Genomic DNA, 25,209 nt, shown 5'->3' on the forward strand with positions numbered 1-25,209 from the left:
TCGCATCGTTAAACGGTTCCCCTGCCACCTGCTAAACTGCCTCAACACAACACCAAAGAGGCAGGCCAACATGTCAGACGAAAACACCTATCAGCCACCGAAAGTGTGGGAATGGAAAAAGAACGGCGGCGGCGCGTTCGCCAATATTAACCGCCCGATTTCGGGCGCGACGCATGAGAAAGATCTCCCCGTGGGCTCCCATCCGCTGCAACTTTATTCGCTGGGAACACCTAACGGCCAGAAAGTGACCATCATGCTTGAAGAGCTGCTGGCGCTGGGCGTGACGGGCGCGGAGTATGACGCCTGGTTGATCCGCATCGGCGAGGGCGATCAGTTCTCCAGCGGGTTCGTTGAAGTGAACCCGAACTCGAAAATACCGGCGCTGCGGGATCACTCCACGACCCCACCAACGCGCGTCTTTGAATCCGGCAATATCCTGCTCTATCTGGCAGAGAAATTTGGTCACTTCCTGCCGAAAGATCCGGCGGGACGCACCGAAACGCTGAACTGGTTGTTCTGGCTGCAGGGCGCGGCGCCATTCCTGGGCGGCGGTTTTGGTCACTTCTACAACTACGCGCCAGTGAAAATTGAGTACGCGATCGATCGCTTTACCATGGAAGCCAAACGCCTGTTCGACGTGCTGGATAAACAGCTGGCGCGCGGCCGTTACGTGGCGGGCGAGGAGTACACCATCGCGGATATGGCGATCTGGCCATGGTTTGGCTGCGTGGCCCTGGGTAGCGTCTATAACGCCGCCGAGTTCCTGGATGCCGAAAAGTACACCAACGTCCAGCGTTGGGCGAAAGACGTGGCGAACCGCCATGCCGTGAAGCGTGGACGCATCGTTAACCGCACCAGCGGCGAGCTGAACGAGCAACTGCACGAACGTCACGCGGCGAGCGACTTCGATACCAACACGGAAGACAAGCGTCAGGCGTAATGCTTTGCCGGGCGGGTCACCGCCCGGCAGATGAGATCCTTGCCAGGGGCATGATTAGCCTAAAGGTTGAGCCGCAATTGCTGGCACTATCTGGCCGTTTTTCTCGCGCAGATGTGAGAAACGACGTATCAACCGACAGCAGTCACAAAGGATCTGTTATGAAACTTATTAAAACAACGCTGGTCATCAGCGCTCTCCTTTTTTCCACCTCGGGAATGGCCATCGACAAAACTGCCGCTGGCGCGGTAGCGGGCGCCGCCATTGGCGCGGTCACAGGCAAAGATCTGAAATCCACCGTCGGCGGTGCCGTTGTTGGCGCAGGTACAGGTGCCATGTTCAAAAACGGCGAAAAAGGCAAAGACGCACGTAAGGGGGGTGCCGTGGGTGCCGTCGTTGGCGCAGGAGCGGCTGCCGTGACGGGCAAGAGTGTGCTGAAAGGAGCGGCCGTGGGTGCGGGCACGGGTGCACTGATTGGCGAAGCGACCCACTGATAAGTATTGCCGGGCAGCGCTGCGTTTGTCCGGCCACAGCGTTGTTCAATAATCCCCCCCTGCCAAATCTCTCGTTTTTGCGATCCGCTTTCTGAAAATTATCTTCCCACTCAGTTATTACGATGCAAACAATTGCCTGTCGTAGCCTGAAGATTACAATGCTTTGCTTATCGTAAACTACAGGCTACAATAATGGCTAACGTTAAACACTACATCACAGCTGATGGATATGATCCTTTTGATGCATATCTGCGAAGTTTGAAAGATCCCATAGCAAAAGCCATGATTGCCACGCGTGTCGCCAGAATGTCGACGGGTAACTATGGCGATTGCAAACCATGCAGAGAGAGTGTGTCAGAGCTCAGAATTGACCGGGGACCCGGCTATCGTGTCTATTTTAGTGAAGTCTCCGATCCGGCAGATGGCGCAGTAAGTCTGGTGCTATTGACTGGAACGAAAAAAAAGCAAAATGCAGACATTGAAAGGGCCGTTGAGTACCTCAACGACTACAAGCGCAGAATATAAGAGGAAATCGCAATGGCTAAATCAGTACTTCATGATGACGCAATGGTACAACTCCTGAAAGATTCTCCGGATTTCGCGCCCGTCTATCTTCACCAGGCTTTCATTGAAATTGACGAGCCAGGAGGCTATGAGGCGTTCATGCTCGCCTTACGGCATGTGATCGAAGCCTCTGGCGGGATGACTGTTATTGCAAAACGTGCTGGCATTTCTCGCGAATCACTTTATAAATCACTCTCACCAAACGGTAACCCCTCATTTAAGCGTATCGCAGAAGTGGCATCTGCAACGGGATATCCGATTTCCCGAATTGCAACAGCAGGGTTAAACGATAATACAAGGCCGCATCAGGCGGCCTTGTAACGTTGTGTTATGCCGTCAGGCGGAACTTCTGCACCGAACGCTGAAGCTCTTCGGTCTGACGTTCCAGCGCGGCGGCTGCCGCGGAAACCTCTTCCACCAGCGAGGCGTTTTGCTGGGTGACGCCGTCCATCTGTGTAATGGCAATCCCGACCTGCGAAATGCCCTTGCTTTGCTCTTCAGAAGCGGAAGCGATTTGCTTCATAATGGTCGTCACTTCCGTCACGTCGCGTAAGATGGCATCCATGGTCGTGCCCGTGTCGCCCACCAGCTGTGCCCCCTGTTCTACGCGATTAACCGAATCAGCAATCAGCCCCTCAATTTCCTTGGCCGCGTTGGCGCTGCGGCTTGCCAGATTACGGACTTCCCCCGCGACGACGGCGAAACCGCGGCCCTGCTCGCCCGCGCGTGCCGCTTCAACGGCTGCGTTGAGCGCCAGGATATTGGTCTGGAAGGCAATACTGTTGATGACGTTGGTGATTTCAGCAATTTTCTTCGAGCTTTCGGAAATACCGCTCATGGTGGTAACCACCTCTTCCACCAGCGAACCGCCGCGGCTGGCAGTGGTTGAAGCCACATCGGCAAGCTGGCTGGCCTGGCGCGCGCTTTCCGCGTTCAGTTTCACGGTGGCGGTCAGCTGTTCCATGCTGGCCGCCGTCTCTTCCAGTGCGGCAGCCTGCTCTTCGGTGCGCGAAGAGAGATCGTTATTGCCGCTGGAGATTTCCGTCGCCCCGCGCCAGATATTTTCACTGCCCGAGCGAATCGTACTGACGGCTTCACGCAGGCTGTCCTGCATGGCACTCAGCAGGGGAACCAGTTGTCCCACACAGTTGCGGCCGAACGGCGCAATGGGCTGGCTGAGATCGCCCTGGGCAATCTGGCGGAACTGCTGGCGGATACGCTCCAGCGGTTTTACCAGCATCGCCACCAGGTAACGGTCGGTAAAAAGCAGAATCAGCAGACCGATAATCGTGGCGACGATAATCACCGTGCGGGTCATACTGGTCAGGCCGTCCACCACCACGCGGGTACTGTCGAGCGTGTTCGCAGCGGCAGTGTTGAACGCCTCGGCAGCCGCACCGAACGCACGGCTCAACGGTGGCGTGACGTTGTTGGCCTGCTGGCGGTAGCCTTCCAGAGCCCCCTGCTTCGCCTGCGCCATTTGCGGCGTCACGCCCTGGTCGAGCAGCGCCTGCCAGGAGCCGATCACCCGGGATGCGATCGCCTCATCCATCGGGCCGGGTGACATCGCTTTCATCTCGGCCAGTTTCTTGCCCATGTTATCCAGCGCCTGTTGGGCGGAGGACAAATCGGGCGTGCCGCCAGCGGCTTTGACTTCCATTGCGCGGCTCAGGCGGGTCACGAAGCGGAAATACTGATCGTTGCCCTGGCTCAGTACCGTCATCTGTTTCACCAGATGGCGATCAACTTCATTGCCCTCTGAAACGCGTGACAAAGACCAGGTGCTGTACAGCCCAACGCCCGCCCACATTAAACAAAAGATCCCGAGAATCGTCAGCATGACGAAGCGGATCGTGAAATTACGTAGCATATTCATAAGATTTCCTTGCCGTGAGGGTGAATTCGCCCAGAGGCGAGTACTCCTCTCTTTATCGGCAGGCAGCGCGGAAATTATAACCTTTTGTGATTATTTTTAATTAGCGCGGCTTCACAGGTCACACAGCCAGGGTTAATTATTACCTTTCAATATGAAGGGGTTAAACCCTGTCATCGCTTCTGTGAACAATTTATGATTTGATAAACGCAGAATAAAAACGCTGTTTCGAAAATTCATTAAATAAGAAAGGAGACATCATGTCCTGGCACCCTTCCCCTGACCGCTACGAGAAGATGCAGTACCGCTATTGTGGAAAGAGCGGCCTGCGCCTGCCAGCGCTGTCGCTGGGTCTGTGGCATAGCTTTGGCCACGTCCAGCCTCTCGATGCCCAGCGCGCACTGCTACGTAAAGCCTTCGATCTCGGCATTACCCATTTCGATCTTGCCAACAACTACGGCCCACCGGCAGGGAGCGCAGAGGAGAACTTTGGCCGCCTGCTGCGAGAGGACTTTGCCGCGTACCGCGACGAGCTCATCATCTCCACTAAAGCCGGTTACGACATGTGGCCGGGGCCGTACGGTTCAGGCGGTTCACGCAAATACCTGCTCGCCAGCCTCGATCAAAGCCTGAAACGCATGGGGGTCGAGTACGTTGATATTTTCTACTCCCACCGCGTGGATGAAAATACGCCGATGGAAGAGACGGCCTCAGCGCTGGCTCACGCCGTGCAGAGCGGTAAAGCGCTGTACGTCGGGATCTCGTCCTACTCAACGGAGCGCACTCAAAAAATGGCCGGGTTACTGCGCGAGTGGAAGATCCCACTGCTCATCCACCAGCCGTCCTATAACCTGCTTAACCGCTGGGTCGATAAGACCGGATTGCTGGATGCGCTGGAAGCAAACGGTACGGGGTGCATTGCCTTTACCCCGCTGGCGCAGGGTCTGCTGACAGGGAAATACCTGAACGGCATTCCGGAAGGTTCACGCATGCAGCGAGAAGGGCATAAGGTGCGCGGGCTGACAGAGAAGATGCTGACCGACGCCAACCTGAGCAGTCTTCGTCTGCTCAATGAGATGGCACAGGCGCGTGGCCAGACCATGGCGCAAATGGCGTTGAGCTGGTTACTGAAAGATGCGCGCGTGACGTCAGTGCTGATTGGTGCCAGCCGTCCGGAACAGCTTGAGGAGAACGTCCGGGCTCTGGATAACCTGCGCTTTACAGAGGACGAGCTCACGCGGATTGACCAGCATGTTGCGGATGGGGAGTTGAATCTGTGGCAGGCGTCGTCGGATAAATAGTGCAGATTGATGCCCTCTCCCCTCTGGGGAGAGGGATATGCATATTACTTCTTACTGATCTTATCCAGATACCCCATCACAAACGCCGACAGCACAAACGTCAGGTGGATAATCACGTACCACATCAGTTTATTATCCGGGACATTCTTCGCGTCCATAAACACGCGCAACAGGTGGATAGAGGAGATCGCCACAATCGACGCTGCCACTTTATTCTTCAGCGACGAGGCATCCATTTTACCCAGCCAGTTGAGCTTCTCCTTGCGCTCGTCGATATCAAGCTGGGAGACAAAATTCTCGTAGCCGGAAAACATCACCATCACCAGCAATCCCCCCACCAGGGTCATATCCACCAGCGACAGCAGAACCAGAATCAGGTCCGCTTCGGCAATGGAAAAAATGTTCGGCAGAACATGCAGGATTTCCTGAAAAAACTTAATCGTCAGCGCGATAAGTGCCAGCGAAAGGCCAAAATAGACGGGAGCCAGTATCCAGCGGGAGGCGTACATGGCATTTTCAAAGAAGCGTTCCATAAAGTCCTGTTTGCAAAAGAAACCAGCGCCCAGTATATCTCAACGGCGCTGGCTATTTGCAAGAACTCAACTGTTCATGACTTAGACGTTGTCCGGATTAACCTCCGGACGCGCATACTCCGGCCAGACCAGCACCACAAGTTCGGGGTAGGCTTCCAGACTGAACTCGCGAAAACACTGGCGAAGGTTTAATACGTCCAGGTCTGAATACGAGACCTTCTCTCCGTTAAGACAGCGCTTTTTGATATTGTCGTAATATTTATAAACCGCTGAATTCAGGTCGCTGCAACGACGCTGCGCCTCAAACAGACCGGGCGTGTCATTAATTTCGGACATTTTCATACGCTTAATTGTCGCGTGTAAAAAGTCGATATATTCGTGATTTACCCGCCAGTACCAGACAGGCGTAACAGAGTTCATCAAAACAGAGAAATGGTCTTCACCTTCCTCTTTTGTCATCAGTTCAGGCTGTGGAGGTTCACTGGTGTCTTTCGACACTTTCGTTTTATTGAACTCCTGCATCAATAAAAGCACACCAGCGGTCAGTAATAGTAATGTGATGACCGTAAAAAAGATGCTGTTCATGGGTTGGCTCCATTTTTTTTGATTTTAAAATTGCCTCATGATATTGTCAACGAATCTCACGCCTTTACCAACCCCACCCTGTTGAAAATAAAGGAAATTAAAAAATGCTGCCCGACTATCTCGTCCCGGCTAAGTACCACATTACGCCTGTGGAACAGCAACCGACGGAAGAAGAAAAAAAGGCCAGTTTCACTCAGGGGAAAAGAAAGCTCTCCGATTTCGAGCCTGATATATTAATTGGTGTTTCCCGCACTGGCAAATCCCGTAATATGTTGCTGGAGGAGCACGATCGCCATATAAAAGACCGCTTATTTCGCGCTATAAAAATTGAGGCCTTCGTCCACCTGCTGAATGACCTCCAGGCTGAAGGCGAAATAGATGCCCAGAAACTAAGTCAAATAATGGCTGAAAAAACAAAAGAAATAAATGAAGCGGGCAATGAAATTTGGCTTAATCTAATTACGCGTGAAAAAAACAACCCTATTTTTTATACCCTTGGGGAAGATTAACGTGAAAGAAGTTAAAGACAACGACGTTTATTTGACTTTAGATGATAAAAAAAGTGATGAATTTATCTTAAAGCAAAATCTCGACGCCCTGAGAAACACAAAAAATATCGAGATGACGCGTATTACGCAAGACCTGGTATCGATTCCGGCGACGCTGGTGCGGCTGAAATGGCAGAATCGCCGCGAGATTTACCCGCTACAGGTCAAAGAAGAGATTTACGGTGCGGTGATAAATAGCCTCATCGAGCAGCAACCCGAGCTGAAAGAGAAGCTGCTGGGCCGGCTCGAGGCCAACTATCAGTATCTGCTTGCCAGAGAAGTCGCCACCCTGCGCCTGACGCGCAAGCTGTCAGCCGGTGAGTACCGTACCTCAAACGTCACCTGCGTTGCGCTCGACGAAGACACGCTGGCAACCTCCTCTGCCGCGCAGACGGATAATAAAAACGCATAAACCGACAGACATAAAAAAAGCCGGCTTTCGCCAGCTTCTTTACTATTTTTTGGCCGCTTTCTCTTCGCCGACCAGTCCAATCTTCAGATAACCCGCCTGATGCAGCGTGTCCATCACCTTCATCATGGTTTCGTAGTCGACGGTTTTGTCCGCACGGAAGAAGACGGTGGTGTCTTTCTTGCCGCCGGTTAGCTGATCCAGCGCCGGAATAACCGAAGCATCCGTTACCGGGTCGTTACCCAGGAACATCGATTTATCCGCTTTCACAGAAAGATAGATGGGCTTTTCCGGACGCGGCTGCGGCTGGCTGGACGAGGCCGGCAGATTCACCTTCACGTCCACCGTCGCCAGCGGCGCAGCGACCATAAAGATAATCAGCAGAACCAGCATGACGTCAATAAACGGCGTCACGTTGATCTCATGCATTTCACCGTTATCGTCCAGATTTTCGTTTAGACGCATCGCCATAATATCAACCTACGCGCAGTTTAGACGCCGCATGCACCGGTTTCACGGCGCTGGCATTCAGGTCGAGATCGCGGCTTTGCAGCAGCAGAACCTGAGCGGCAACGTCACCGAGCGTGGCTTTGTAGCTGCCAATCATACGCGCGAAAATGTTATAGATAACTACGGCCGGAATCGCCGCGACCAGACCAATCGCCGTCGCCAGCAGCGCTTCTGCGATACCGGGCGCAACAACCGCCAGGTTGGTGGTTTGGGTCTGAGCGATACCGATAAAGCTGTTCATGATGCCCCAGACCGTACCGAAAAGACCGACGAACGGCGAAATTGCGCCGATGGTAGCCAGATAACCATTACCACGTCCCATGTGTCGGCCAACGGCCGCAACGCGACGCTCCAGACGGAAACCGGTACGCTCTTTAATGCCTTCGTTATCTTCACTGCCAGCGGAGAGTTCCAGCTCGTTCTGCGCTTCGTTCACTAACAGGGTGGTCAGGCTTTTTGCGTGGAAGGATGAGGTCATATCAGACGCCTGATCCAGAGAGCGGGCTTCTGCCAGCTGCTGCTGTTCCCGCTTGAGGCGACGCTTCTGCGAAAGCAGCTCGGCGCTTTTGCTGAAGAAGATAGCCCAGGTGACAACGGACGCCAGAATCAGGCCGATCATCACAATCTTAACCACGATGTCAGCATGTTGATACATGCCCCAAACGGAGAGATCCGTCTGCATCAAATTATTACCCACTCTGTATCTCCAGGACGCAAATCACAAAATCTGAACGTAATAATATCAAAACGTCGTCGAATTGATAGTAGTTCTCATTAGTATTTGCATGGTGCCGTAATTTTCGCTCACTTTCCTTGCGCTTACGCAGTAAAAATTTCTTATGCGGTTTTTTGCTAATATTTTCTGCTTATTCGATAAGCATGCGGGTGCAGTTTTTCACAATCGTGGTAGTCTGGACGTCCAGACGTATAAAACAGGGTTAGCGAACATGACTAAGAAGCATCTTGATACCACGCTGGTACAGGCCGGACGCAGCAAAAAATATACGCAGGGTTCGGTTAACAGCGTGATTCAACGCGCCTCCTCCCTGGTGTTTGACACCGTTGAGGAGAAAAAAATCGCCACGCGTAACCGCGCAAAAGGCGGGCTGTTTTATGGCCGTCGCGGCACGCTAACCCATTTTTCTCTGCAGGAAGCGATGTGCGAGCTGGAAGGCGGTGCGGGCTGCGCGCTGTTCCCGTGCGGTGCGGCTGCGGTCGCCAATACCATTCTGGCGTTTGTGGAACAGGGCGACCATATCCTGATGACCAACACCGCCTATGAACCCAGCCAGGACTTCTGCACCAAAATACTCAGTAAACTCGGCGTCACTACCGGGTGGTTCGATCCGCTGATTGGCGCAGGCATTGCCGAACTTATTCAGCCAAACACGCGCATCGTGTTCCTGGAGTCTCCCGGTTCAATCACCATGGAAGTGCACGACGTACCGGCTATCGTGAAGGCCGTGCGCAGCAAAGCGCCGGAGGCGATCATCATGATCGACAACACCTGGGCGGCGGGCGTGTTGTTTAAAGCGCTGGAATTCGACATTGATATCTCGATTCAGGCGGCGACGAAATACCTGATTGGCCATTCAGACGGGATGATTGGCACAGCAGTGTCTAACGCGCGCTGCTGGGATCAGCTGCGTGAAAATGCCTACCTGATGGGCCAGATGGTCGATGCAGATACGGCCTACATGACCAGCCGCGGTATCCGCACGCTGGGGGTTCGCCTGCGTCAACACCATGAAAGCAGCCTGAAAGTGGCAGAGTGGCTGGCTCAGCATCCACAGGTTGAGCGCGTTAATCATCCTGCGCTTGCGGGCAGTAAAGGCCATGAATTCTGGCAACGTGACTTTACGGGCAGCAGCGGGTTGTTCTCGTTTGTGCTTAAAAAACGGCTAGATAATGACGAACTGGCAAACTATCTGGATCACTTTACCCTCTTCAGCATGGCCTACTCCTGGGGCGGTTTTGAGTCCCTGATCCTGCCTAATCAGCCGGAGCAAATCGCGGCTCTGCGCCCTGGCGGCGAAGTGGACTTCAGCGGCACCCTGATTCGCCTGCACATCGGTTTAGAAAATGTGGACGATTTAATTGCGGATTTATCAGCAGGGTTTGAACGTATCGTGTAGAGTGCTCGCTGAAAATGTACTCCCCGGACGCTTTTCTTAACACTGCAAGCAGAAAAGTCTGCATGAGTTGCGCCTGCGATCAATCCCGGCAGGTATAATTGGGAGTACAATAGCGTTATCTCTGCTGTTCCACAGGAAAGTCCATGGCTGTTATTCAAGATATTATCGCGGCGCTCTGGCAACATGATTTTGCCGCACTGGCGGATCCGCACGTTATAGGCGTCGTCTATTTCGTGATGTTCGCAACGCTGTTTCTGGAAAATGGATTACTGCCAGCCTCGTTTTTACCCGGTGACAGTTTGCTTTTGCTTGCCGGGGCATTGATCGGTAAAGGCGTTATGGACTTTACGCCAACGATGGTTATCCTCACCTCTGCCGCGAGCCTGGGCTGCTGGCTGAGCTATCTGCAGGGCCGCTGGCTGGGGAACACGCGCGTCGTGAAAGGCTGGCTGGCGCAGTTACCGCATAAATACCATCAGCGGGCGACCTGTATGTTTGACCGACACGGCCTGCTGGCGCTGCTGGCCGGACGTTTTCTGGCTTTTATTCGCACCCTGCTGCCCACCATGGCGGGTATTTCCGGCCTGTCGAACCGCCGTTTTCAATTCTTCAACTGGCTGAGCGGCCTGCTGTGGGTGGGGGTCGTGACCACGTTAGGCTACGCGCTGAATATGATCCCCTTTGTGAAACACCACGAAGATCAGGTCATGACCTTCCTGATGGTGCTGCCGATTTTCCTGCTGGTAGCCGGGCTGGTGGGAACCATTGCGGTGGTGATTAAGAAAAAGTACTGCAGCGCATAAACAAAAGCCGGGTGGCGGCTACGCCTTACCCGGCATACGTTTCTCGTCAGGCGCCCTGCATCGTTCGTATACGCGACGCATCTTCTCCCGGCGTGACGCCGAAATAGCGCTTAAACTCCCGACTAAACTGCGACGCACTCTCATAGCCCACCCGCATTGCCGCCGCGCTGGCCTTCATGCCGTCGTGGATCATCAGCATCCGCGCCTTATGCAGCCGGTAGGTCTTGAGGTATTGCAGCGGCGAGGTGCTGGTCACCGATTTAAAGTTATGGTGAAACGCCGAGACACTCATGTTCGCTTCCGCGGCGAGCTGATCGACGCTGAGGTTTTCCGTGTACTGGCTCTCAATACGCTTGAGCACGCGGCTTATCAGACTGAAGTGGGTCTGTCGGCTCACCAGCGCCAGCAGCGCTCCCCCGCCGGGGCCCAGCAGTACATGATAGAGAATTTCGCGAATGATCTGCTTGCCCAGGATACGCGCGTCCAGCGGCCGCTCCATGACGTCCAGCAGACGCTCGATGGCGCACAGGATCTCTTCAGACAGCGTGGCCGAGTTAATCCCGCTTGAAGCCATCGACGGCTGGAAGAGTTCATCTTCGCCTATCTCCATCAGCAGTTCCTGCAACTGAAGGATATCGACATTAACGCGAATACCCGCCAGCGGGACCTCCTCTGTCGCGAAAGTTTCACATTCAAAGGGTAAAGGTACTGTCAGAAGCAGATATTCATTGGTGTCGTAGCGGAACACGCGGTCATTGATATAACCAATTTTATGGCCCGAAAAGAGAAAAACGATGCCCGGCTGGTACATCACTGGCGTGCGCGTCCCGGGCTGCGTGCCATAGAGCAGGCGAATATCAGGCAACTGATCGCTGACACTATTTTCATTATCTATCAGTCTCTTAATCTGCGCGGTAAGCTGATGGCAGATCGCTTCACGGTTCATTTTTCGTTACTCCGGGTACGTTTTCCGACTTTCACAGTTTGCGCACTTTCCCGAGGTTTCTCCAGCGCTCTGTAGAAATGGGCAAGACATTGGCAGGAATGTGCATTGAGAGCATAGCCCCGGACCGCCACAATGTGCAGCATCAGGCAGGCATCAGTGCCGCCACGGTTTTTCACCCACTAAAGGGAACGAGCAATGAACAATTTTAATCTCCATACCCCAACCCGCATTCTGTTTGGCAAAGACGCAATCGCTGACCTGCGTGCGCAGATCCCCGCTGATGCGCGTGTCCTGATCACCTACGGTGGCGGCAGCGTGAAAAAAACCGGCGTGCTGGATCAGGTTTACAGCGCCCTGGACGGTCTGGACGTGCGTGAGTTCGGCGGCATCGAGCCAAACCCGTCTTACGAAACGCTGATGAATGCGGTAAAAATCGCCCGTGAAGAAAACATTACTTTCCTGCTGGCGGTCGGTGGCGGTTCCGTTCTGGATGGCACGAAGTTCATCGCGGCGGCAGCGCACTACGCTGACGGCGTTGACCCGTGGCACATCCTGGAAACCCGCGGCAGCGACATTAAAAGCGCAATCCCGATGGGCTCCGTGCTGACCCTGCCAGCCACCGGTTCCGAATCGAACAAAGGCGCAGTGATCTCACGTAAAACCACCGGTGACAAACAGGCCTTTATGAACGAGCACGTGCAGCCTGTCTTCGCTATCCTCGACCCGGTTTACACCTATACCCTGCCTGCACGTCAGGTAGCGAACGGTGTGGTTGATGCCTTTGTTCACACCGTTGAGCAGTACGTGACCTACCCGGTGAATGCCAAAATTCAGGATCGTTTCGCGGAAGGCATTCTGCTGACGTTGGTTGAAGAAGGTCCGAAAGCGCTGAAAGAGCCGGAAAACTATGACGTTCGTGCCAACGTCATGTGGGCGGCTACGCAGGCGCTGAACGGTCTGATTGGCGCTGGCGTGCCGCAGGACTGGGCGACCCACATGCTGGGTCACGAACTGACGGCGATGCACGGTCTCGATCACGCTCAGACCCTGGCGGTGGTTCTGCCTGCGCTGTGGAACGAAAAACGGGATACCAAACGCGCCAAACTGCTGCAGTACGCAGAGCGCGTGTGGAACATCACAGAGGGTTCTGACGATGCGCGTATTGATGCGGCCATCGAAGCGACACGCAACTTCTTCGAAAGCCTGGGCGTACCAACGCGCCTGTCTGGCTACGGCCTGGATGGCAGTTCTATCCCTGCTCTGCTGGAGAAACTCGACGCGCACGGCATGACCCAACTGGGCGAGCACGGTGACATTACGCTGGACGTCAGCCGCCGTATCTACGAAGCGGCACGCTAAGCGTTTTTGTCCTCCCGACTTTCGTTTTTTGACATTTCGTCCAGACTTAATGCACACCCCATCGCCGGAGCCCCCCTCCGGCGATGCGCACCTGAAGGAGGAAAAATGGCAAACCAAACCGTAATCAAGCTGCAGGATGGCAACGTGATGCCCCAGTTGGGGCTAGGTGTATGGAAAGCCGGTAACGACGAGGTCGTCTCCGCCATTCATAAAGCCCTGGAAGTCGGCTATCGGTCAATTGATACCGCCGCCGCCTACAAAAACGAGGACGGCGTAGGCACTGCACTGGCCAGCGCCGGCGTCCCCCGCGATGAATTATTCATTACCACGAAACTGTGGAATGACGATCAAAAACGCCCTCACGAAGCCCTGCAGGAGAGTCTGGAGAAACTTCAGCTCGATTTCGTCGATCTGTATCTGATGCACTGGCCGGTTCCCGCCATCGACCATTATGTTGATGCCTGGAAAGGGATGATTGAACTGCAAAAAGAGGGGCTGGTGAAAAGCATCGGCGTCTGTAACTTCCAGGTTCATCACCTGCAGCGCCTGATTGATGAGACAGGCATCGCACCGGTGATTAACCAGATCGAGCTGCACCCGCTGATGCAACAGCGCCAGCTTCACGCCTGGAATGCGACCCACAAGATCCAGACCGAATCCTGGAGCCCGCTGGCGCAGGGTGGCGAGGGGGTCTTCGATCAGAAAATCATCCGCGACCTGGCGGATAAATACGGCAAAACGCCCGCACAGATCGTCATTCGCTGGCATCTGGACAACGGCCTGGTCGTTATTCCGAAATCAGTCACGCCATCACGTATTGCCGAGAACTTCGACGTCTGGGATTTCCGCCTGGACAAAGATGAGCTGGGTGAGATTGCGAAGCTGGAGAAGGGCAAACGCTTAGGGCCGGACCCGGATCAGTTTGGCGGTTAAAAAAAGCCGGGTGGCGGCTTCGCCTTACCCGGCCTACGTGTCTACATAAAAAACCCCGGCTTGCCGGGGTTTTTTATTTACGCTTTGCGCTTCACGGGCTTCTTCGCATTCGAATTACCGTTCGAACGCTGATGCACAATCGGCGTGTGCTTGGTCAGCGCCGGGCGCGTATTGCGGTTCTGGCGACGCGCTTCGCGCATCTCATCCAGCGTCGGGGCCGGTACCAGGCAGTCGCGGCGTGAACCGATGAGGTGTTTTTTACCCATCTCTTCCAGCGCCTGGCGGATCAGCGGCCAGTTTTTCGGGTCATGATAACGCAGCAGCGCTTTATGCAGACGACGCTGTTTATCCCCTTTTGGCACCACCACCTCTTCACTCTTGTAGCCAATCTTACTCAGCGGGTTCTTGCCGGTGTAATACATGGTCGTCGAGTTGGCGAGCGGTGACGGGTAGAAGTTCTGCACCTGATCCAGACGGAAGCGACGCTGCTTCAGCCACAGTGCCAGGTTCACCATATCCTCATCACGCGTGCCGGGGTGCGCGGAGATAAAGTACGGGATCAGGTACTGCTCTTTGCCCGCCTGCTTTGAATACGTGTCGAACAGCTCTTTAAAGCGGTCATAGCTGCCCATACCCGGCTTCATCATCTTCGACAGCGGACCTTCTTCGGTGTGCTCCGGCGCAATCTTCAGGTAGCCGCCCACATGGTGGGTCGCCAGCTCTTTGATGTAGCGCGGATCTTCCACGGCGATGTCGTAACGCACCCCGGAGGCAATCAGGATCTTCTTGATGCCCTTCAGGTCGCGCGCGCGACGATAGAGATTGATCGTCGGCTCGTGGTTGGTGTCCATATGCTCACAAATGCTCGGATAGACGCAGGAGAGACGACGGCAGGTTTGCTCCGCGCGCGGCGACTTACAGCGCAGCATATACATGTTCGCGGTTGGACCGCCAAGGTCGGAGATCACACCGGTAAAGCCTGGCACCGTGTCGCGAATCGCTTCGATCTCATTGATGATCGAATCTTCAGAGCGGCTCTGAATAATACGGCCTTCGTGCTCGGTAATAGAGCAGAATGAACACCCGCCGAAGCAGCCGCGCATGATGTTGATCGAGAAACGGATCATCTCATACGCCGGGATGCGGGCGTTGCCGTACGCCGGATGCGGTACGCGCTTGTACGGCAGCGCAAAGACACTGTCCATCTCTTCGGTGGAGAGGGGGATCGCTGGCGGGTTGATCCAGATAAAGCGCTCGCCGTGCTTCTGCATTAACGCGCGGGCACAGCCCGGGTTGGTTTCGTGGTGCAAAATACGGGACGCATGGGCGTAGAGAACTTTGTCAGCCTTGACCTTCTCGTAAGACGGCAGCAGCACGTAGGTTTTTTCCCACGGTTTCGGGCGCGGCGGCTGCACGACAATCGCCTTTGCTTCCGCTTTCTTTGGCTCAACCGGTTTATTATCCGCACACGGCAAATCTTCGCCGTACGGGTGTGGGATAGGATCGATTTTGCCCGGCATATCAATGATGCGGGAATCCACCCCGCTCCAGCCCGGCAGCGCCTCTTTCACCATGATGGCCGTATTGCGCACGTCGCGGATGCTGCTCACCGGTTCACCCTGCGAGAGACGATGCGCCACTTCCACCAGCGGACGTTCACCGTTGCCGTAAATCAGCATATCGGCTTTGGAATCCACCAGCACCGAGCGGCGAACGGTATCTGACCAATAGTCGTAATGCGCGGTGCGGCGCAGACTCGCCTCAATGCCACCCAGGATCACCGGCACGTCTTTCCAGGCTTCTTTACAGCGCTGGGTGTAGACGAGGGTAGCGCGGTCCGGACGTTTGCCCGCCACGTTATCCGGCGTATAGGCATCGTCATGGCGCAGCTTACGGTCGGCGGTATAGCGGTTGATCATCGAATCCATGTTGCCCGCGGTCACGCCGAAGAACAGGTTCGGTTTACCCAGACGCATAAAGTCGTCTTTGCTGTTCCAGTCAGGCTGGGAGATGATCCCCACACGGAAGCCCTGCGCTTCGAGCATACGGCCGCAGATGGCCATGCCGAAACTCGGATGGTCAACATAGGCATCGCCTGTGACCAGAATGATATCGCAGCTGTCCCAGCCAAGTTGGTCCATCTCTTCCCGGGACATCGGCAGGAACGGCGCCGGTCCAAAGCAGGCCGCCCAGTACTGGGGCCAGGAGAAGAGGTCACGATCCGGCTGGATCAGGGAAATGGCGCTCATAATGCTTCCGAAGAAAAAATAGACAAAAGGAGCGGGATTATACGCTGTTCATCCATCCAATTTGAAGAAAAGGATGCAGGAAGCAGACATAAAATCGCGGAAGTCGTTAAAATACAGCGCCCTGTTAATTTTGCATCATAATTACCCCTGACGCCTCCGGTTCTCTGCCGCCGGGAGGCATTCTGGCGTGGAGTTTCCGTGTGAAGTTCAACGATTCGTTACATGTGTCTCAACTGCGGGTTGTGCTCCACCTCTGCGGTTTCCTGGTTCTGCTGTACAGCCTTTCAATGCTGCCGCCGATGGTCATTGCCCTGCTGCACAAAGAGCGGACCTACTTTGCGTTTTTAACCACGTTTCTGACCTTTTTCAGCCTCGGGGGGTTAACCTGGCGGGCGACCCGTCACGCTGGCATACAGCTGCGCACCCGTGACGGTTTCGTGATCATTGTGCTGTTCTGGCTGCTGTTTTCAGTGATCAGCGCCATGCCGCTCTGGATGGATGATGGTCTGCATCTCTCTTTTGCGGATGCGCTCTTCGAAGGGGTGTCCGGAATCACCACCACCGGGGCAACGGTGATCGGGGACGTCAGCGCCCTGCCTAAGTCGTACCTTTATTATCGCGCCCAGCTCAACTTCATTGGCGGGTTAGGCGTCATCGTGCTGGCCGTCGCGGTACTGCCGCTGCTGGGCATCGGGGGCATGAAGCTGTATCAGTCAGAAATGCCCGGGCCGTTCAAAGAGGAGCGCCTGACGCCCCGGCTTGCCGATACTGCGCGTACCCTGTGGCTGACCTATTTCGCGCTGGGCGTGACCTGCACGCTGGCCTACTGGCTGGCGGGGATGCCCGTTTTTGACGCCATCTGTCACGGGCTTTCAACTGTGTCACTGGGCGGGTTTTCTACCCGCAGCGAGAGCATTGGCTTTTATGACAGCCACGCAATTGAACTGGTTGCCGGGGCCTTTTCGCTGCTTTCTGCCTTTAACTTTACCCTCTGGTACGTCGCCATTGTCAGACGCACCCTGAAGCCGATCCGCCGCAGCCCGGAGGTCAAATTCTTTCTCAGTGCCGCCGCGGTGATTATCCTCATCACCGCCTGGCAGGTCTGGCATGCGGGAATGTACAACCCCACGGATAGCCTGGTACACGCTTTCTTCCTTGCCAGCTCGATGATGACCGATAACGGTCTCGCGACGGCCGACTATGCCCAATGGCCTGCCCACACCATCTTTTTACTGTTGAGCGCCAGCTTCTTTGGTGGCTGCGTCGGCTCGACCTGCGGCGGGATCAAAGCGCTGCGTTTTCTCATTATGTTTAAGCAGAGTATTCAGGAGATGAATCAGCTGGCTCATCCGCGCGCGCTGCTGAGTATTAAGGTGGGCAAAAGCGTGGTGAATGAACGCGTTCTGCGTTCGGTATGGAGCTTCTTTTTTCTCTACGTGATGATTACCGGATTTTTTGTCTGGGCGCTTAATCTGATGGGCTATGACCTGTTTACGTCATTCGCCACGGTTGCCGCCTGTATCAACAATATGGGGCTGGGTTTTGGCGAGACAGCATCAACGTTTGGCACCTTAACCGAAGGGGCAAAACTGCTGATGTGCGCGGCGATGATCTTAGGGCGTCTGGAAATCTACCCGGTGCTGATTCTGTTCTCGCGCTTTTTCTGGCGGGCATAACACATTCCCGGCGAACCGGGAATGTCAGGGGGTTATGGCGCGGGGTTGATCAACATCTGCCCCACTGAGCCCCTGTCCATCATCTCCAGCGTCTGGCTATGGAACAGGAACGGGAAGTGCGGCCACGAAGGCTGACCATAGTAGACAAGCAGTTCGACCTGACCATCCACCCAGACGGTATCTTTCCAGCCGCGATCTTCCGGGAACGGCATCGCACCGTTGACGTTACGGATCAGGAAGGACACCCCTTCAATATGGAACGACTGCGGCATATCTGAACGGACCGTCCAGCGCTCCCAGGTGCCCTGCTGGGCGGTGATGTCGATACGGTTGACGTCCCACAGCGCGCCGTTGATGCCCGGATCGTCGCCCAGGCTGATATCACGGCTGCGCACCGGCGAACCGCCCATGATCTCCTGCGGCAGCAAACGCATCGGCAGGCTATCGGTGACCAGCGGCAGCAGGCCGGTTGGACGCAGGGTTAACACCAGCGTGGAGACCAGAATGCTCGACGGCTCGAAGAACCCGCGAATACGGTCAACAATGCTCGCGGCTTCGCCACAGGTGACAGAGACTTCATCCCCGTTGGTCATATCCACCAGAATTTCCCGACGTTCCCCCGGCGCCAGCGCCAGTTGCTTAACGGAGACCGGCGCAGGTAAAAAGCCCTGGTCACCGGAGATCACGTGGAGCGGGCGGCCATCGCTCATCTGCAGCTGATAACGACGGGAGTTAGAGGCATTAAGCAAACGCAGACGCACCCAACCGCGGGAAACTTCGACATACGGGCTTTGCGCACCGTTTACCAGCAGCGTATCGCCAACAAAGCCACCGCTCCCCGGCTCGCTGTACTCCGGCGTGCCAAAGTTATCCAGGCGCTTATCCTGAATAATGATCGGGAAATCATCCACGCCGTAGTGGTTCGGGATCGGCAGCGACTTGCTGACCTCATCTTCCACCAGCCACATCCCTGCCAGACCGTTATAGACCTGCTGCGCCGTGCGGTTAGGCGTGTTGGCGTGATACCACAGCGTTGCCGCGCTCTGGCGGATCGGCAGGACGGGTGCCCAGTCGGCGTTGGGAGACATCATGCGCGCCGCGCCACCGATCAGCGGGCCTGGAACCTGTAAACCGCTGATGGTCATGGCAACATTTTCAGTGGTGCGGTTGCTGTAAATGAGCTTAACGTCATCGCCGTTCCACACGCGAACGGTTGGCCCGAGGTAGCGCCCGTTAATGCCCCATACCTGCGCGCGCGTGCCCTGGGTAAAAGACCAGTGGCTGCGCTGTAGCGTCAGAAATAGCGGCTGGCCGCGACGGGATTCAATCAACGGCGGAATGGGCAGCGGCTGTTGCTGCCCGGCGGCGCTGGCTGTCAGCGGCATCGCACCCGCACAGAGGGCAATCCCCGAAGCCTGAATAAACTGACGCCGACTGAGTGACATATAAGCTCCATCTGAAACGACTAACAACGCGGGAATTCGTTTTCCCTTTAACGCCGGATTAAATCTTACCGGCGGCTTCTCTTTCTGCGACTTCTTTGTCCAACTGCGCAATACGCTGAGCCATCAGCTCGCGGCAATGTGCTGCCAGCTCGCGTACCTGGTCTTTACCGTATTTGCTGGTATCGACAGGCGGCAACATTTCGACAATCACCAGACCATTATTCAGGCGGTTGAGATTAATCTTATTCGAAGTATTGGAAACGCACACAGGAATAATTGGAACACCCGCCGCAATTGCGGCATGAAAAGCGCCCGTTTTAAACGGCAGCAGGCCACGCCCACGGCTACGCGTTCCTTCCGGGAACATCCAGATGGATATTTTGCGCTTTTTAAAATGATTCACCACTTCCGCAATGGTGCTGTGTGCTTTTGCGCGGTTATTACGGTCGATCAGCAGGTTACCGGTCAGCCAGTACAACTGGCCAAAAAACGGGATCCACAGCAGGCTCTTTTTCCCCACCGTCACGGTCGGCGGCAGAACGATATTGGAGGCCGTCACCATATCGTAGTTGTTTTGATGGTTGGCGATATAGATGGCATTACCGAAGTTCTCTGCCCCTTCAGGCAGGCGTTTTTCAACCTTCAGACCAAACAACGGTGCAAGGCGGCCGAACATATGGCCGAAGGTGGCAACGTGCTTAGGATTGCGCGGGCTGAACAGGCAATAAATTGAGCCGAAAACACAGACCAGAATACAGTAGATAACGGTAAGAATAAGACGAACAATATATAGCATAGCGACCTCTGAAGCCCCAACAGCTGACAATTATACTTCACCTGTGGCCAGGTAAGGACTTTATTACGAGCGCGTATTGTTAATCGCAACGCACGAATTAACAACGATTTTACGGGAAATTTTATTGAACTTCCCCCTCCGGACGGAGGGGGATATCACGAGACTACTCTTCGCTGTCACCCGCGCTGCTGCGCGCCGGTGAATCTATCTCCACACGGTCGATACGCTGCAGGCCGCGCATCAGCGAACCGCGACGACCGCGTTCGCCCACCACTTTCTGCAGCTCTTCCGGGCGCAGTTTGATCTTACGCTTGCCAACATGAATGGTCAGCGTGCTCTGCGGCGGCAGCAGGAAGAGGTGCGCCAGACCATCTTCACCTTTCGCGGCTTCCGCCGACGGGATGTTGATGATCTTGTTGCCCTTCCCTTTCGACAGCTCCGGCAGGTCGCTGACCGGGAACATCAGCATGCGTCCGGCGGAGGTGATCGCCAGCAGCATATCGCTTTCGTTCTCGATCACCAGCGGCGTCATCACGCGAGCGTTATCCGGCAGGCTAATCAGCGCTTTACCGGCACGGTTACGCGACACAAGATCGTTAAAGGTACAGATAAAGCCATAACCCGCGTCAGACGCCATCAGCAGCTTCTGGTCATCGGCCTCCATCAGCATATGATCAACCGTCGCCCCCGGCGGCAGCGTCAGCTTACCGGTAAGCGGTTCGCCCTGGCCGCGCGCGGAAGGCAGCGTGATAGGGTCGATGGCGTAGCTGCGACCAGTGGAGTCGATAAACGCCACCGGCTGGTTACTCTTGCCTTTCACCGCCGCTTTAAAGCTGTCTCCGGCTTTGTAGCTGAGACCCGGCGCGTCGATATCATGGCCTTTGGCGCTGCGCACCCAGCCGCTTTGCGACAGCACAATGGTCACCGGCTCGGAAGGCTGCATGTCATGCTCGTTCATCGCCTTCGCTTCTTCGCGCTCGTGCAGCGGAGAACGACGATCGTCGCCGAAAGCATCAGCATCCGACTGCAGCTCTTTCTTCAGCAGGTTATTCATCTTGCGCTCGGACGCGAGGATCGCCTGCAGCTGATCGCGCTCTTTTTCCAGCTCGTTCTGTTCACCGCGGATCTTCATCTCTTCCAGTTTGGCGAGATGGCGCAGTTTCAGTTCGAGGATCGCTTCCGCCTGCGTCTCGCTGATGCCAAAGCGCGACATCAGGGCCGGCTTCGGCTCGTCCTCGGTACGGATGATCTCAATGACTTCGTCGATATTGAGGAACGCCACCAGCAAACCTTCGAGGATATGCAGGCGCTTCAGCACTTTCTCCAGGCGATGGTTAAGACGACGGCGGACCGTATCGCGACGGAACGTTAGCCATTCGGAGAGGATCTCCAGCAGGTTTTTCACCGCCGGGCGTCCGTCAAGGCCGATCATGTTCAGGTTGATGCGGTAGCTTTTTTCCAGATCGGTGGTGGCAAACAGGTGGTTCATCACCTGCTCCATGTCCACGCGGTTGGAGCGCGGCACGATCACCAGACGGGTCGGGTTCTCGTGGTCAGATTCGTCGCGCAGGTCGTCCACCATCGGCAGCTTTTTATTGCGCATCTGGGAGGCGATCTGCTCCAGCACTTTCGCGCCGGAAACCTGGTGCGGCAGCGCGGTGATCACCACAGCGCCGTCTTCTTTATTCCACACCGCGCGCATGCGCACGGAGCCGCGACCGTTCTGGTAGATTTTGCGGATTTCCGCACGCGAGGTGATGATTTCCGCTTCAGTCGGATAATCCGGCCCCTGAACGATATCCAGCAGCTCGTCGAGCGACGTTTTAGGCTGCTCAATCAGGGTGATGGCGGCTTTCGCCACTTCACGCAGGTTGTGGGGCGGAATATCTGTCGCCATACCGACCGCAATACCGGTGGTACCGTTCAGCAGGATGTTTGGCAGACGCGCAGGCAGCATCTTCGGCTCCTGCATCGTACCGTCGAAGTTTGGCACCCAGTCAACGGTTCCCTGACCCAGCTCGCCCAGCAGCACTTCGGCATATTTAGAGAGACGAGATTCGGTATAACGCATCGCCGCGAAGGATTTCGGATCGTCCGGTGCCCCCCAGTTCCCCTGACCATCCACCAGCGGATAGCGGTAAGAGAACGGCTGCGCCATCAGGACCATCGCTTCATAACAGGCGCTGTCGCCGTGCGGATGGTATTTACCCAGCACGTCACCGACGGTACGGGCGGATTTCTTGAACTTGGCGGTGGCGTTCAGCCCCAGTTCGGACATCGCATAGACGATGCGGCGCTGAACCGGCTTCAGGCCATCCCCGATAAACGGCAACGCCCTGTCCATGATGACGTACATGGAGTAGTTCAGGTAGGCGTTTTCCGTGAATTCATGTAGCGCGAGGCGCTCTGCCATATCGCTCATTACGTGTGATTCCTCAACTCAGAAACCGATGGGTTTCAGGCAATATTGCCGCAGATACTACCCTATCTGACGAGTTGAGTCACAAAGAAAAAGGGCCGGGTGAGCGGCCCTTTTCGGGTTATTTGTTCAGCTTGATAACCTGCTTCACATCGATTTCAAACTCGTTCCAGTCTTTATCGACTTTACCCTGCAGCTCCACTTTATCCTGCGGGGTCACGGTCACGCCGTTCCAGCGCTTGTGGTCAATTTCGACCACCACCGTACCGGACTCATCGCGGAAGGTGTAGCGGTCATCGGACAGGCGCTCGGTAATGTTCCCGCGCAGCTTCACCCAGGCATCGTCCTTCAGATCTTTCACTTTAGCCGCGGTGGTGAGGTTAGCGTTGTTATCGACAAAACCGCCCTGCTGAGTTTGCGTCTGGGCCGGCGTGGCGGATGGGCCACTAAAACCGCCCTGAGCAGCAAAGACCGGCGCGGTGGTCATCATCATGATGGCAGCAATTGCAGCGAATTTTTTCATCGTAATCTCTCCCTTTAATGTCGTTTCGCAGTCCATTAAACAGGGTAATCCTTAACAACTTCTTAAGGGGAAAATTTATTTATTTTTACTGTACACCAGCCGCTTAGAGAGGGTTTACTGGCGGCATCAAGGAGGGAACATGCGCATTTTACTGGTAGAAGATGACAAGCTCATCGGCGATGGCATCAAAGCGGGCTTAAGCAAACTGGGCTTTAGTGTGGACTGGTTTACCGAGGGGAAAACCGGGCAGGCCGCGCTCGCTTCCGCGCCCTATGATGCCGTGGTGCTGGACCTGACGCTGCCGGAAATTGACGGTCTGGACATTCTGCGCGCCTGGCGTGAAGGCGGACACAGCGAGCCGGTACTGATCCTGACGGCGCGGGATGCGCTGAACCAGCGTGTTGAAGGGCTGCGCCTCGGGGCGGACGATTATCTCTGTAAGCCTTTTGCCCTGATCGAAGTGGCTGCCCGCCTTGAAGCGCTGGTGCGCCGCAGCCACGGCCAGACGCGCAGCGAACTGCGCCACGGCAAGGTCACGCTCGATCCAGCGAGCCTTATCGCCACGCTGGATGGCGAAACGTTAACGCTTAAGCCTAAAGAGTTCGCGCTGCTGGAGCTGTTAATGCGTAACGCAGGCCGGGTACTGCCGCGCAAGCTGATCGAGGAAAAACTCTATACCTGGGACGATGACGTCTCCAGCAATGCCGTCGAAGTCCATGTTCATCATTTACGCCGCAAGCTCGGAAGCGACTTTATCCGCACCGTACACGGCATCGGTTATACCCTGGGTGACGCATGAAATTGAGCCTGAAGCTGCGCCTGACGCTGCTGTTTTTAGTCCTCTCTCTAACGGCATGGTTCGCCGCCAGCCTGGTGGCCTGGCAGCAGACCACCCACAAGCTGGATAAGCTGTTCGATACGCAGCAGATGCTGTTTGCCAAACGACTGCTGACGATGGAACTGGACGAGCTTCATGCGCCAGCGCGCATGCGAGAGGTGCCGAAAAAAGCCAAACACGGGCATCTTGACGACGACGCGCTGGCCTTTGCGATTTACGCTTCAGACGGCACGATGATCCTGAACGACGGCGAAAACGGCCGCGATATCCCGTATCACTATCGCCGTGACGGCTTTGACGACGGACGGCTTCAGGACGATAACGACGAATGGCGCTTTTTATGGCTAACCTCGCCAGACGGGAAATACCGCGTGGTGGTCGGCCAGGAGTGGGAGTACCGGCAGGATATGGCGCTCGACGTCGTCAGCTCACAGCTGACGCCTTGGCTGGTGGCGCTGCCGGTAATGCTGCTGTTGCTTATTGTCCTGCTGAGTCGGGAACTGAAACCGCTGAAAAAGCTGGCACAGACCCTGCGCGCGCGCTCGCCGGATGCCACCGATGCCCTGCCCACCCAGGGCGTACCGGCGGAAGTGCGCCCCCTGCTCGACTCGCTGAATCATCTCTTTGCGCGTACCCAGGAGATGATGACCCGCGAGCGCCGCTTTACCTCCGATGCCGCCCATGAATTACGCAGCCCGCTGGCGGCGCTGAAGGTGCAAACCGACGTGGCGCAGCTCTCTCAGGACGATCCGCAGGCGCAGGAAAAAGCGCTGACGCAGCTGCACGCGGGCATCGATCGCGCGTCCCGTCTGGTGGATCAGCTCCTCACGCTGTCGCGTCTGGACTCGCTGGACAGCCTGGACGGTGTAGAACAGATAGCGATGGCCGATTTGCTGCAGTCCGCGGTAATGGATATCTACCCTCCGGCGCAGCAGGCGGGCATTGATATTCGTCTGAACATTAACGCGCCAGAGGTGACGCGCACGGGTCAGCAACTGCTCCTGAGCCTGCTGGTTCGTAACCTGCTGGATAACGCCACCCGTTACAGTCCGCGCGGCAGCGTGGTGGATGTGACGCTGGATGCGCGTCGCTTTACCGTGCGCGACAATGGCCCGGGTATTTCCCCCGATGCGCTGGCGCGTCTCGGCGAGCGGTTTTACCGTCCGCCAGGTCAGGATGCCACCGGAAGCGGGCTGGGGTTATCCATTGTGAAACGCATCGCCACCCTGCACGGGATGCACGTCGCGCTGGGCAACGCCCCTGAAGGCGGCTTCGAAGTGAACGTCAGCTGGTAAAAGATTATTGCATTTAACGCAAAAGACTTTGCACATTT

At 55.7% G+C, this 25,209-nt stretch carries 25 protein-coding genes; 14 read left to right on the forward strand and 11 right to left on the reverse strand.

Annotated elements, in window-relative coordinates; all coding sequences use genetic code 11:
• The first annotated feature begins 70 nt into the window (after positions 1-70).
• The 4 genes from yghU to ACMGGM_RS09735 all read left to right on the forward strand — a co-directional run bounded on the left by yghU (position 71) and on the right by ACMGGM_RS09735 (position 2,316).
• Positions 71-940, forward strand: a complete 870-nt coding sequence (yghU, locus tag ACMGGM_RS09720; protein ID WP_014885224.1) for a glutathione-dependent disulfide-bond oxidoreductase — start codon at positions 71-73, stop codon at positions 938-940.
• A gap of 158 nt (positions 941-1,098) precedes the next feature.
• Positions 1,099-1,431, forward strand: coding sequence for a YMGG-like glycine zipper-containing protein (locus ACMGGM_RS09725; RefSeq protein WP_063943578.1), 333 nt, complete (start codon positions 1,099-1,101; stop codon positions 1,429-1,431).
• 192 nt (positions 1,432-1,623) lie between these two features.
• Positions 1,624-1,956 (forward strand): type II toxin-antitoxin system RelE/ParE family toxin, encoded by a 333-nt coding sequence (locus tag ACMGGM_RS09730; RefSeq protein ID WP_014885226.1) that lies wholly within the window; start codon positions 1,624-1,626, stop codon positions 1,954-1,956.
• A 12-nt stretch (positions 1,957-1,968) separates the two neighbouring features.
• Positions 1,969-2,316 carry a DNA-binding protein gene (locus ACMGGM_RS09735; RefSeq protein ID WP_014885227.1) on the forward strand — a complete coding sequence of 116 codons (348 nt, stop codon included), beginning with the start codon at positions 1,969-1,971 and terminating at the stop codon, positions 2,314-2,316.
• Between the two features lie 7 nt (positions 2,317-2,323).
• On the opposite strand, the gene ACMGGM_RS09740 is transcribed toward ACMGGM_RS09735, so the two are convergent.
• The gene (locus ACMGGM_RS09740; protein ID WP_014885228.1) at positions 2,324-3,871 is read right to left on the reverse strand and encodes a methyl-accepting chemotaxis protein; all 1,548 of its coding nucleotides are present in this window, start codon (positions 3,869-3,871) and stop codon (positions 2,324-2,326) included.
• 257 nt (positions 3,872-4,128) lie between these two features.
• Here ACMGGM_RS09740 and ACMGGM_RS09745 point away from each other — a divergent pair, with 257 nt between their 5' ends.
• On the forward strand, positions 4,129-5,169 hold the full coding sequence (locus tag ACMGGM_RS09745; RefSeq protein ID WP_063943576.1) for an aldo/keto reductase: 1,041 nt from the start codon (positions 4,129-4,131) through the stop codon (positions 5,167-5,169).
• Positions 5,170-5,213: 44 nt separating this feature from the next.
• On the opposite strand, the gene ACMGGM_RS09750 is transcribed toward ACMGGM_RS09745, so the two are convergent.
• Positions 5,214-5,702, reverse strand: coding sequence for a TIGR00645 family protein (locus ACMGGM_RS09750; RefSeq protein ID WP_014171606.1), 489 nt, complete (start codon positions 5,700-5,702; stop codon positions 5,214-5,216).
• Between the two features lie 81 nt (positions 5,703-5,783).
• Complete coding sequence (locus ACMGGM_RS09755; RefSeq protein ID WP_008499806.1) at positions 5,784-6,287, reverse strand: ESA_00282 family adhesion-associated protein; 504 nt, start codon at positions 6,285-6,287, stop codon at positions 5,784-5,786.
• 104 nt (positions 6,288-6,391) lie between these two features.
• On the opposite strand from ACMGGM_RS09755, the gene ACMGGM_RS09760 reads away from it, so the two are divergent.
• Both ACMGGM_RS09760 and ACMGGM_RS09765 read left to right on the forward strand, forming a co-directional pair.
• A complete protein-coding gene (locus tag ACMGGM_RS09760) occupies positions 6,392-6,796 on the forward strand; it encodes a hypothetical protein (protein ID WP_014885230.1) in 405 nt (134 codons plus the stop codon).
• 1 nt (position 6,797) lies between these two features.
• Positions 6,798-7,247, forward strand: coding sequence for a hypothetical protein (locus tag ACMGGM_RS09765; protein ID WP_014885231.1), 450 nt, complete (start codon positions 6,798-6,800; stop codon positions 7,245-7,247).
• A gap of 42 nt (positions 7,248-7,289) precedes the next feature.
• Here the strand turns inward: ACMGGM_RS09765 and exbD are convergent, their stop codons facing one another.
• On the reverse strand, positions 7,290-7,715 hold the full coding sequence (exbD, locus tag ACMGGM_RS09770) for a TonB system transport protein ExbD (protein WP_014885232.1): 426 nt from the start codon (positions 7,713-7,715) through the stop codon (positions 7,290-7,292).
• 4 nt (positions 7,716-7,719) lie between these two features.
• Positions 7,720-8,451, reverse strand: coding sequence for a tol-pal system-associated acyl-CoA thioesterase (gene exbB, locus ACMGGM_RS09775; RefSeq protein ID WP_014885233.1), 732 nt, complete (start codon positions 8,449-8,451; stop codon positions 7,720-7,722).
• Between the two features lie 250 nt (positions 8,452-8,701).
• Here exbB and metC point away from each other — a divergent pair, with 250 nt between their 5' ends.
• Positions 8,702-9,889: a cystathionine beta-lyase gene (gene metC, locus ACMGGM_RS09780; protein WP_014885234.1), complete on the forward strand. Its 1,188-nt coding sequence runs from the start codon at positions 8,702-8,704 to the stop codon at positions 9,887-9,889.
• A 143-nt stretch (positions 9,890-10,032) separates the two neighbouring features.
• On the forward strand, positions 10,033-10,692 hold the full coding sequence (gene yghB / locus ACMGGM_RS09785) for a DedA family general envelope maintenance protein YghB (RefSeq protein WP_014885235.1): 660 nt from the start codon (positions 10,033-10,035) through the stop codon (positions 10,690-10,692).
• Positions 10,693-10,738: 46 nt separating this feature from the next.
• On the opposite strand, the gene ACMGGM_RS09790 is transcribed toward yghB, so the two are convergent.
• Positions 10,739-11,638 carry an AraC family transcriptional regulator gene (locus tag ACMGGM_RS09790; protein WP_014885236.1) on the reverse strand — a complete coding sequence of 300 codons (900 nt, stop codon included), beginning with the start codon at positions 11,636-11,638 and terminating at the stop codon, positions 10,739-10,741.
• A gap of 195 nt (positions 11,639-11,833) precedes the next feature.
• On the opposite strand from ACMGGM_RS09790, the gene yqhD reads away from it, so the two are divergent.
• Positions 11,834-12,997: an alcohol dehydrogenase gene (gene yqhD / locus ACMGGM_RS09795; RefSeq protein ID WP_023331305.1), complete on the forward strand. Its 1,164-nt coding sequence runs from the start codon at positions 11,834-11,836 to the stop codon at positions 12,995-12,997.
• A 105-nt stretch (positions 12,998-13,102) separates the two neighbouring features.
• A complete protein-coding gene (dkgA, locus tag ACMGGM_RS09800; protein WP_023331306.1) occupies positions 13,103-13,930 on the forward strand; it encodes a 2,5-didehydrogluconate reductase DkgA in 828 nt (275 codons plus the stop codon).
• A 77-nt stretch (positions 13,931-14,007) separates the two neighbouring features.
• Here the strand turns inward: dkgA and ACMGGM_RS09805 are convergent, their stop codons facing one another.
• The gene (locus ACMGGM_RS09805) at positions 14,008-16,179 is read right to left on the reverse strand and encodes a YgiQ family radical SAM protein (protein ID WP_023338788.1); all 2,172 of its coding nucleotides are present in this window, start codon (positions 16,177-16,179) and stop codon (positions 14,008-14,010) included.
• A gap of 200 nt (positions 16,180-16,379) precedes the next feature.
• Here ACMGGM_RS09805 and ACMGGM_RS09810 point away from each other — a divergent pair, with 200 nt between their 5' ends.
• Positions 16,380-17,855: a TrkH family potassium uptake protein gene (locus ACMGGM_RS09810; RefSeq protein ID WP_014885240.1), complete on the forward strand. Its 1,476-nt coding sequence runs from the start codon at positions 16,380-16,382 to the stop codon at positions 17,853-17,855.
• A gap of 32 nt (positions 17,856-17,887) precedes the next feature.
• Here ACMGGM_RS09810 and ftsP read toward each other — a convergent pair whose 3' ends face one another.
• The 4 genes from ftsP to ACMGGM_RS09830 all read right to left on the reverse strand — a co-directional run bounded on the left by ftsP (position 17,888) and on the right by ACMGGM_RS09830 (position 23,038).
• Positions 17,888-19,300, reverse strand: coding sequence for a cell division protein FtsP (gene ftsP / locus ACMGGM_RS09815; protein ID WP_023331309.1), 1,413 nt, complete (start codon positions 19,298-19,300; stop codon positions 17,888-17,890).
• 58 nt (positions 19,301-19,358) lie between these two features.
• Positions 19,359-20,096, reverse strand: a complete 738-nt coding sequence (plsC, locus tag ACMGGM_RS09820; RefSeq protein ID WP_014885242.1) for a 1-acylglycerol-3-phosphate O-acyltransferase — start codon at positions 20,094-20,096, stop codon at positions 19,359-19,361.
• Between the two features lie 163 nt (positions 20,097-20,259).
• Complete coding sequence (parC, locus tag ACMGGM_RS09825; RefSeq protein WP_050861938.1) at positions 20,260-22,518, reverse strand: DNA topoisomerase IV subunit A; 2,259 nt, start codon at positions 22,516-22,518, stop codon at positions 20,260-20,262.
• Between the two features lie 118 nt (positions 22,519-22,636).
• Complete coding sequence (locus ACMGGM_RS09830) at positions 22,637-23,038, reverse strand: YgiW/YdeI family stress tolerance OB fold protein (protein WP_014885244.1); 402 nt, start codon at positions 23,036-23,038, stop codon at positions 22,637-22,639.
• A gap of 139 nt (positions 23,039-23,177) precedes the next feature.
• On the opposite strand from ACMGGM_RS09830, the gene qseB reads away from it, so the two are divergent.
• A complete protein-coding gene (qseB, locus tag ACMGGM_RS09835; RefSeq protein ID WP_014885245.1) occupies positions 23,178-23,837 on the forward strand; it encodes a quorum sensing response regulator transcription factor QseB in 660 nt (219 codons plus the stop codon).
• On the forward strand, positions 23,834-25,171 hold the full coding sequence (gene qseC, locus ACMGGM_RS09840) for a quorum sensing histidine kinase QseC (protein WP_063614115.1): 1,338 nt from the start codon (positions 23,834-23,836) through the stop codon (positions 25,169-25,171). Before qseB ends, qseC begins: the two co-directional genes overlap by 4 nt.
• Positions 25,172-25,209 lie beyond the last annotated feature (38 nt).

Source organism: Enterobacter sp. BNK-14 (assembly GCF_047456095.1).
Taxonomy (GTDB): domain Bacteria; phylum Pseudomonadota; class Gammaproteobacteria; order Enterobacterales; family Enterobacteriaceae; genus Enterobacter; species Enterobacter kobei.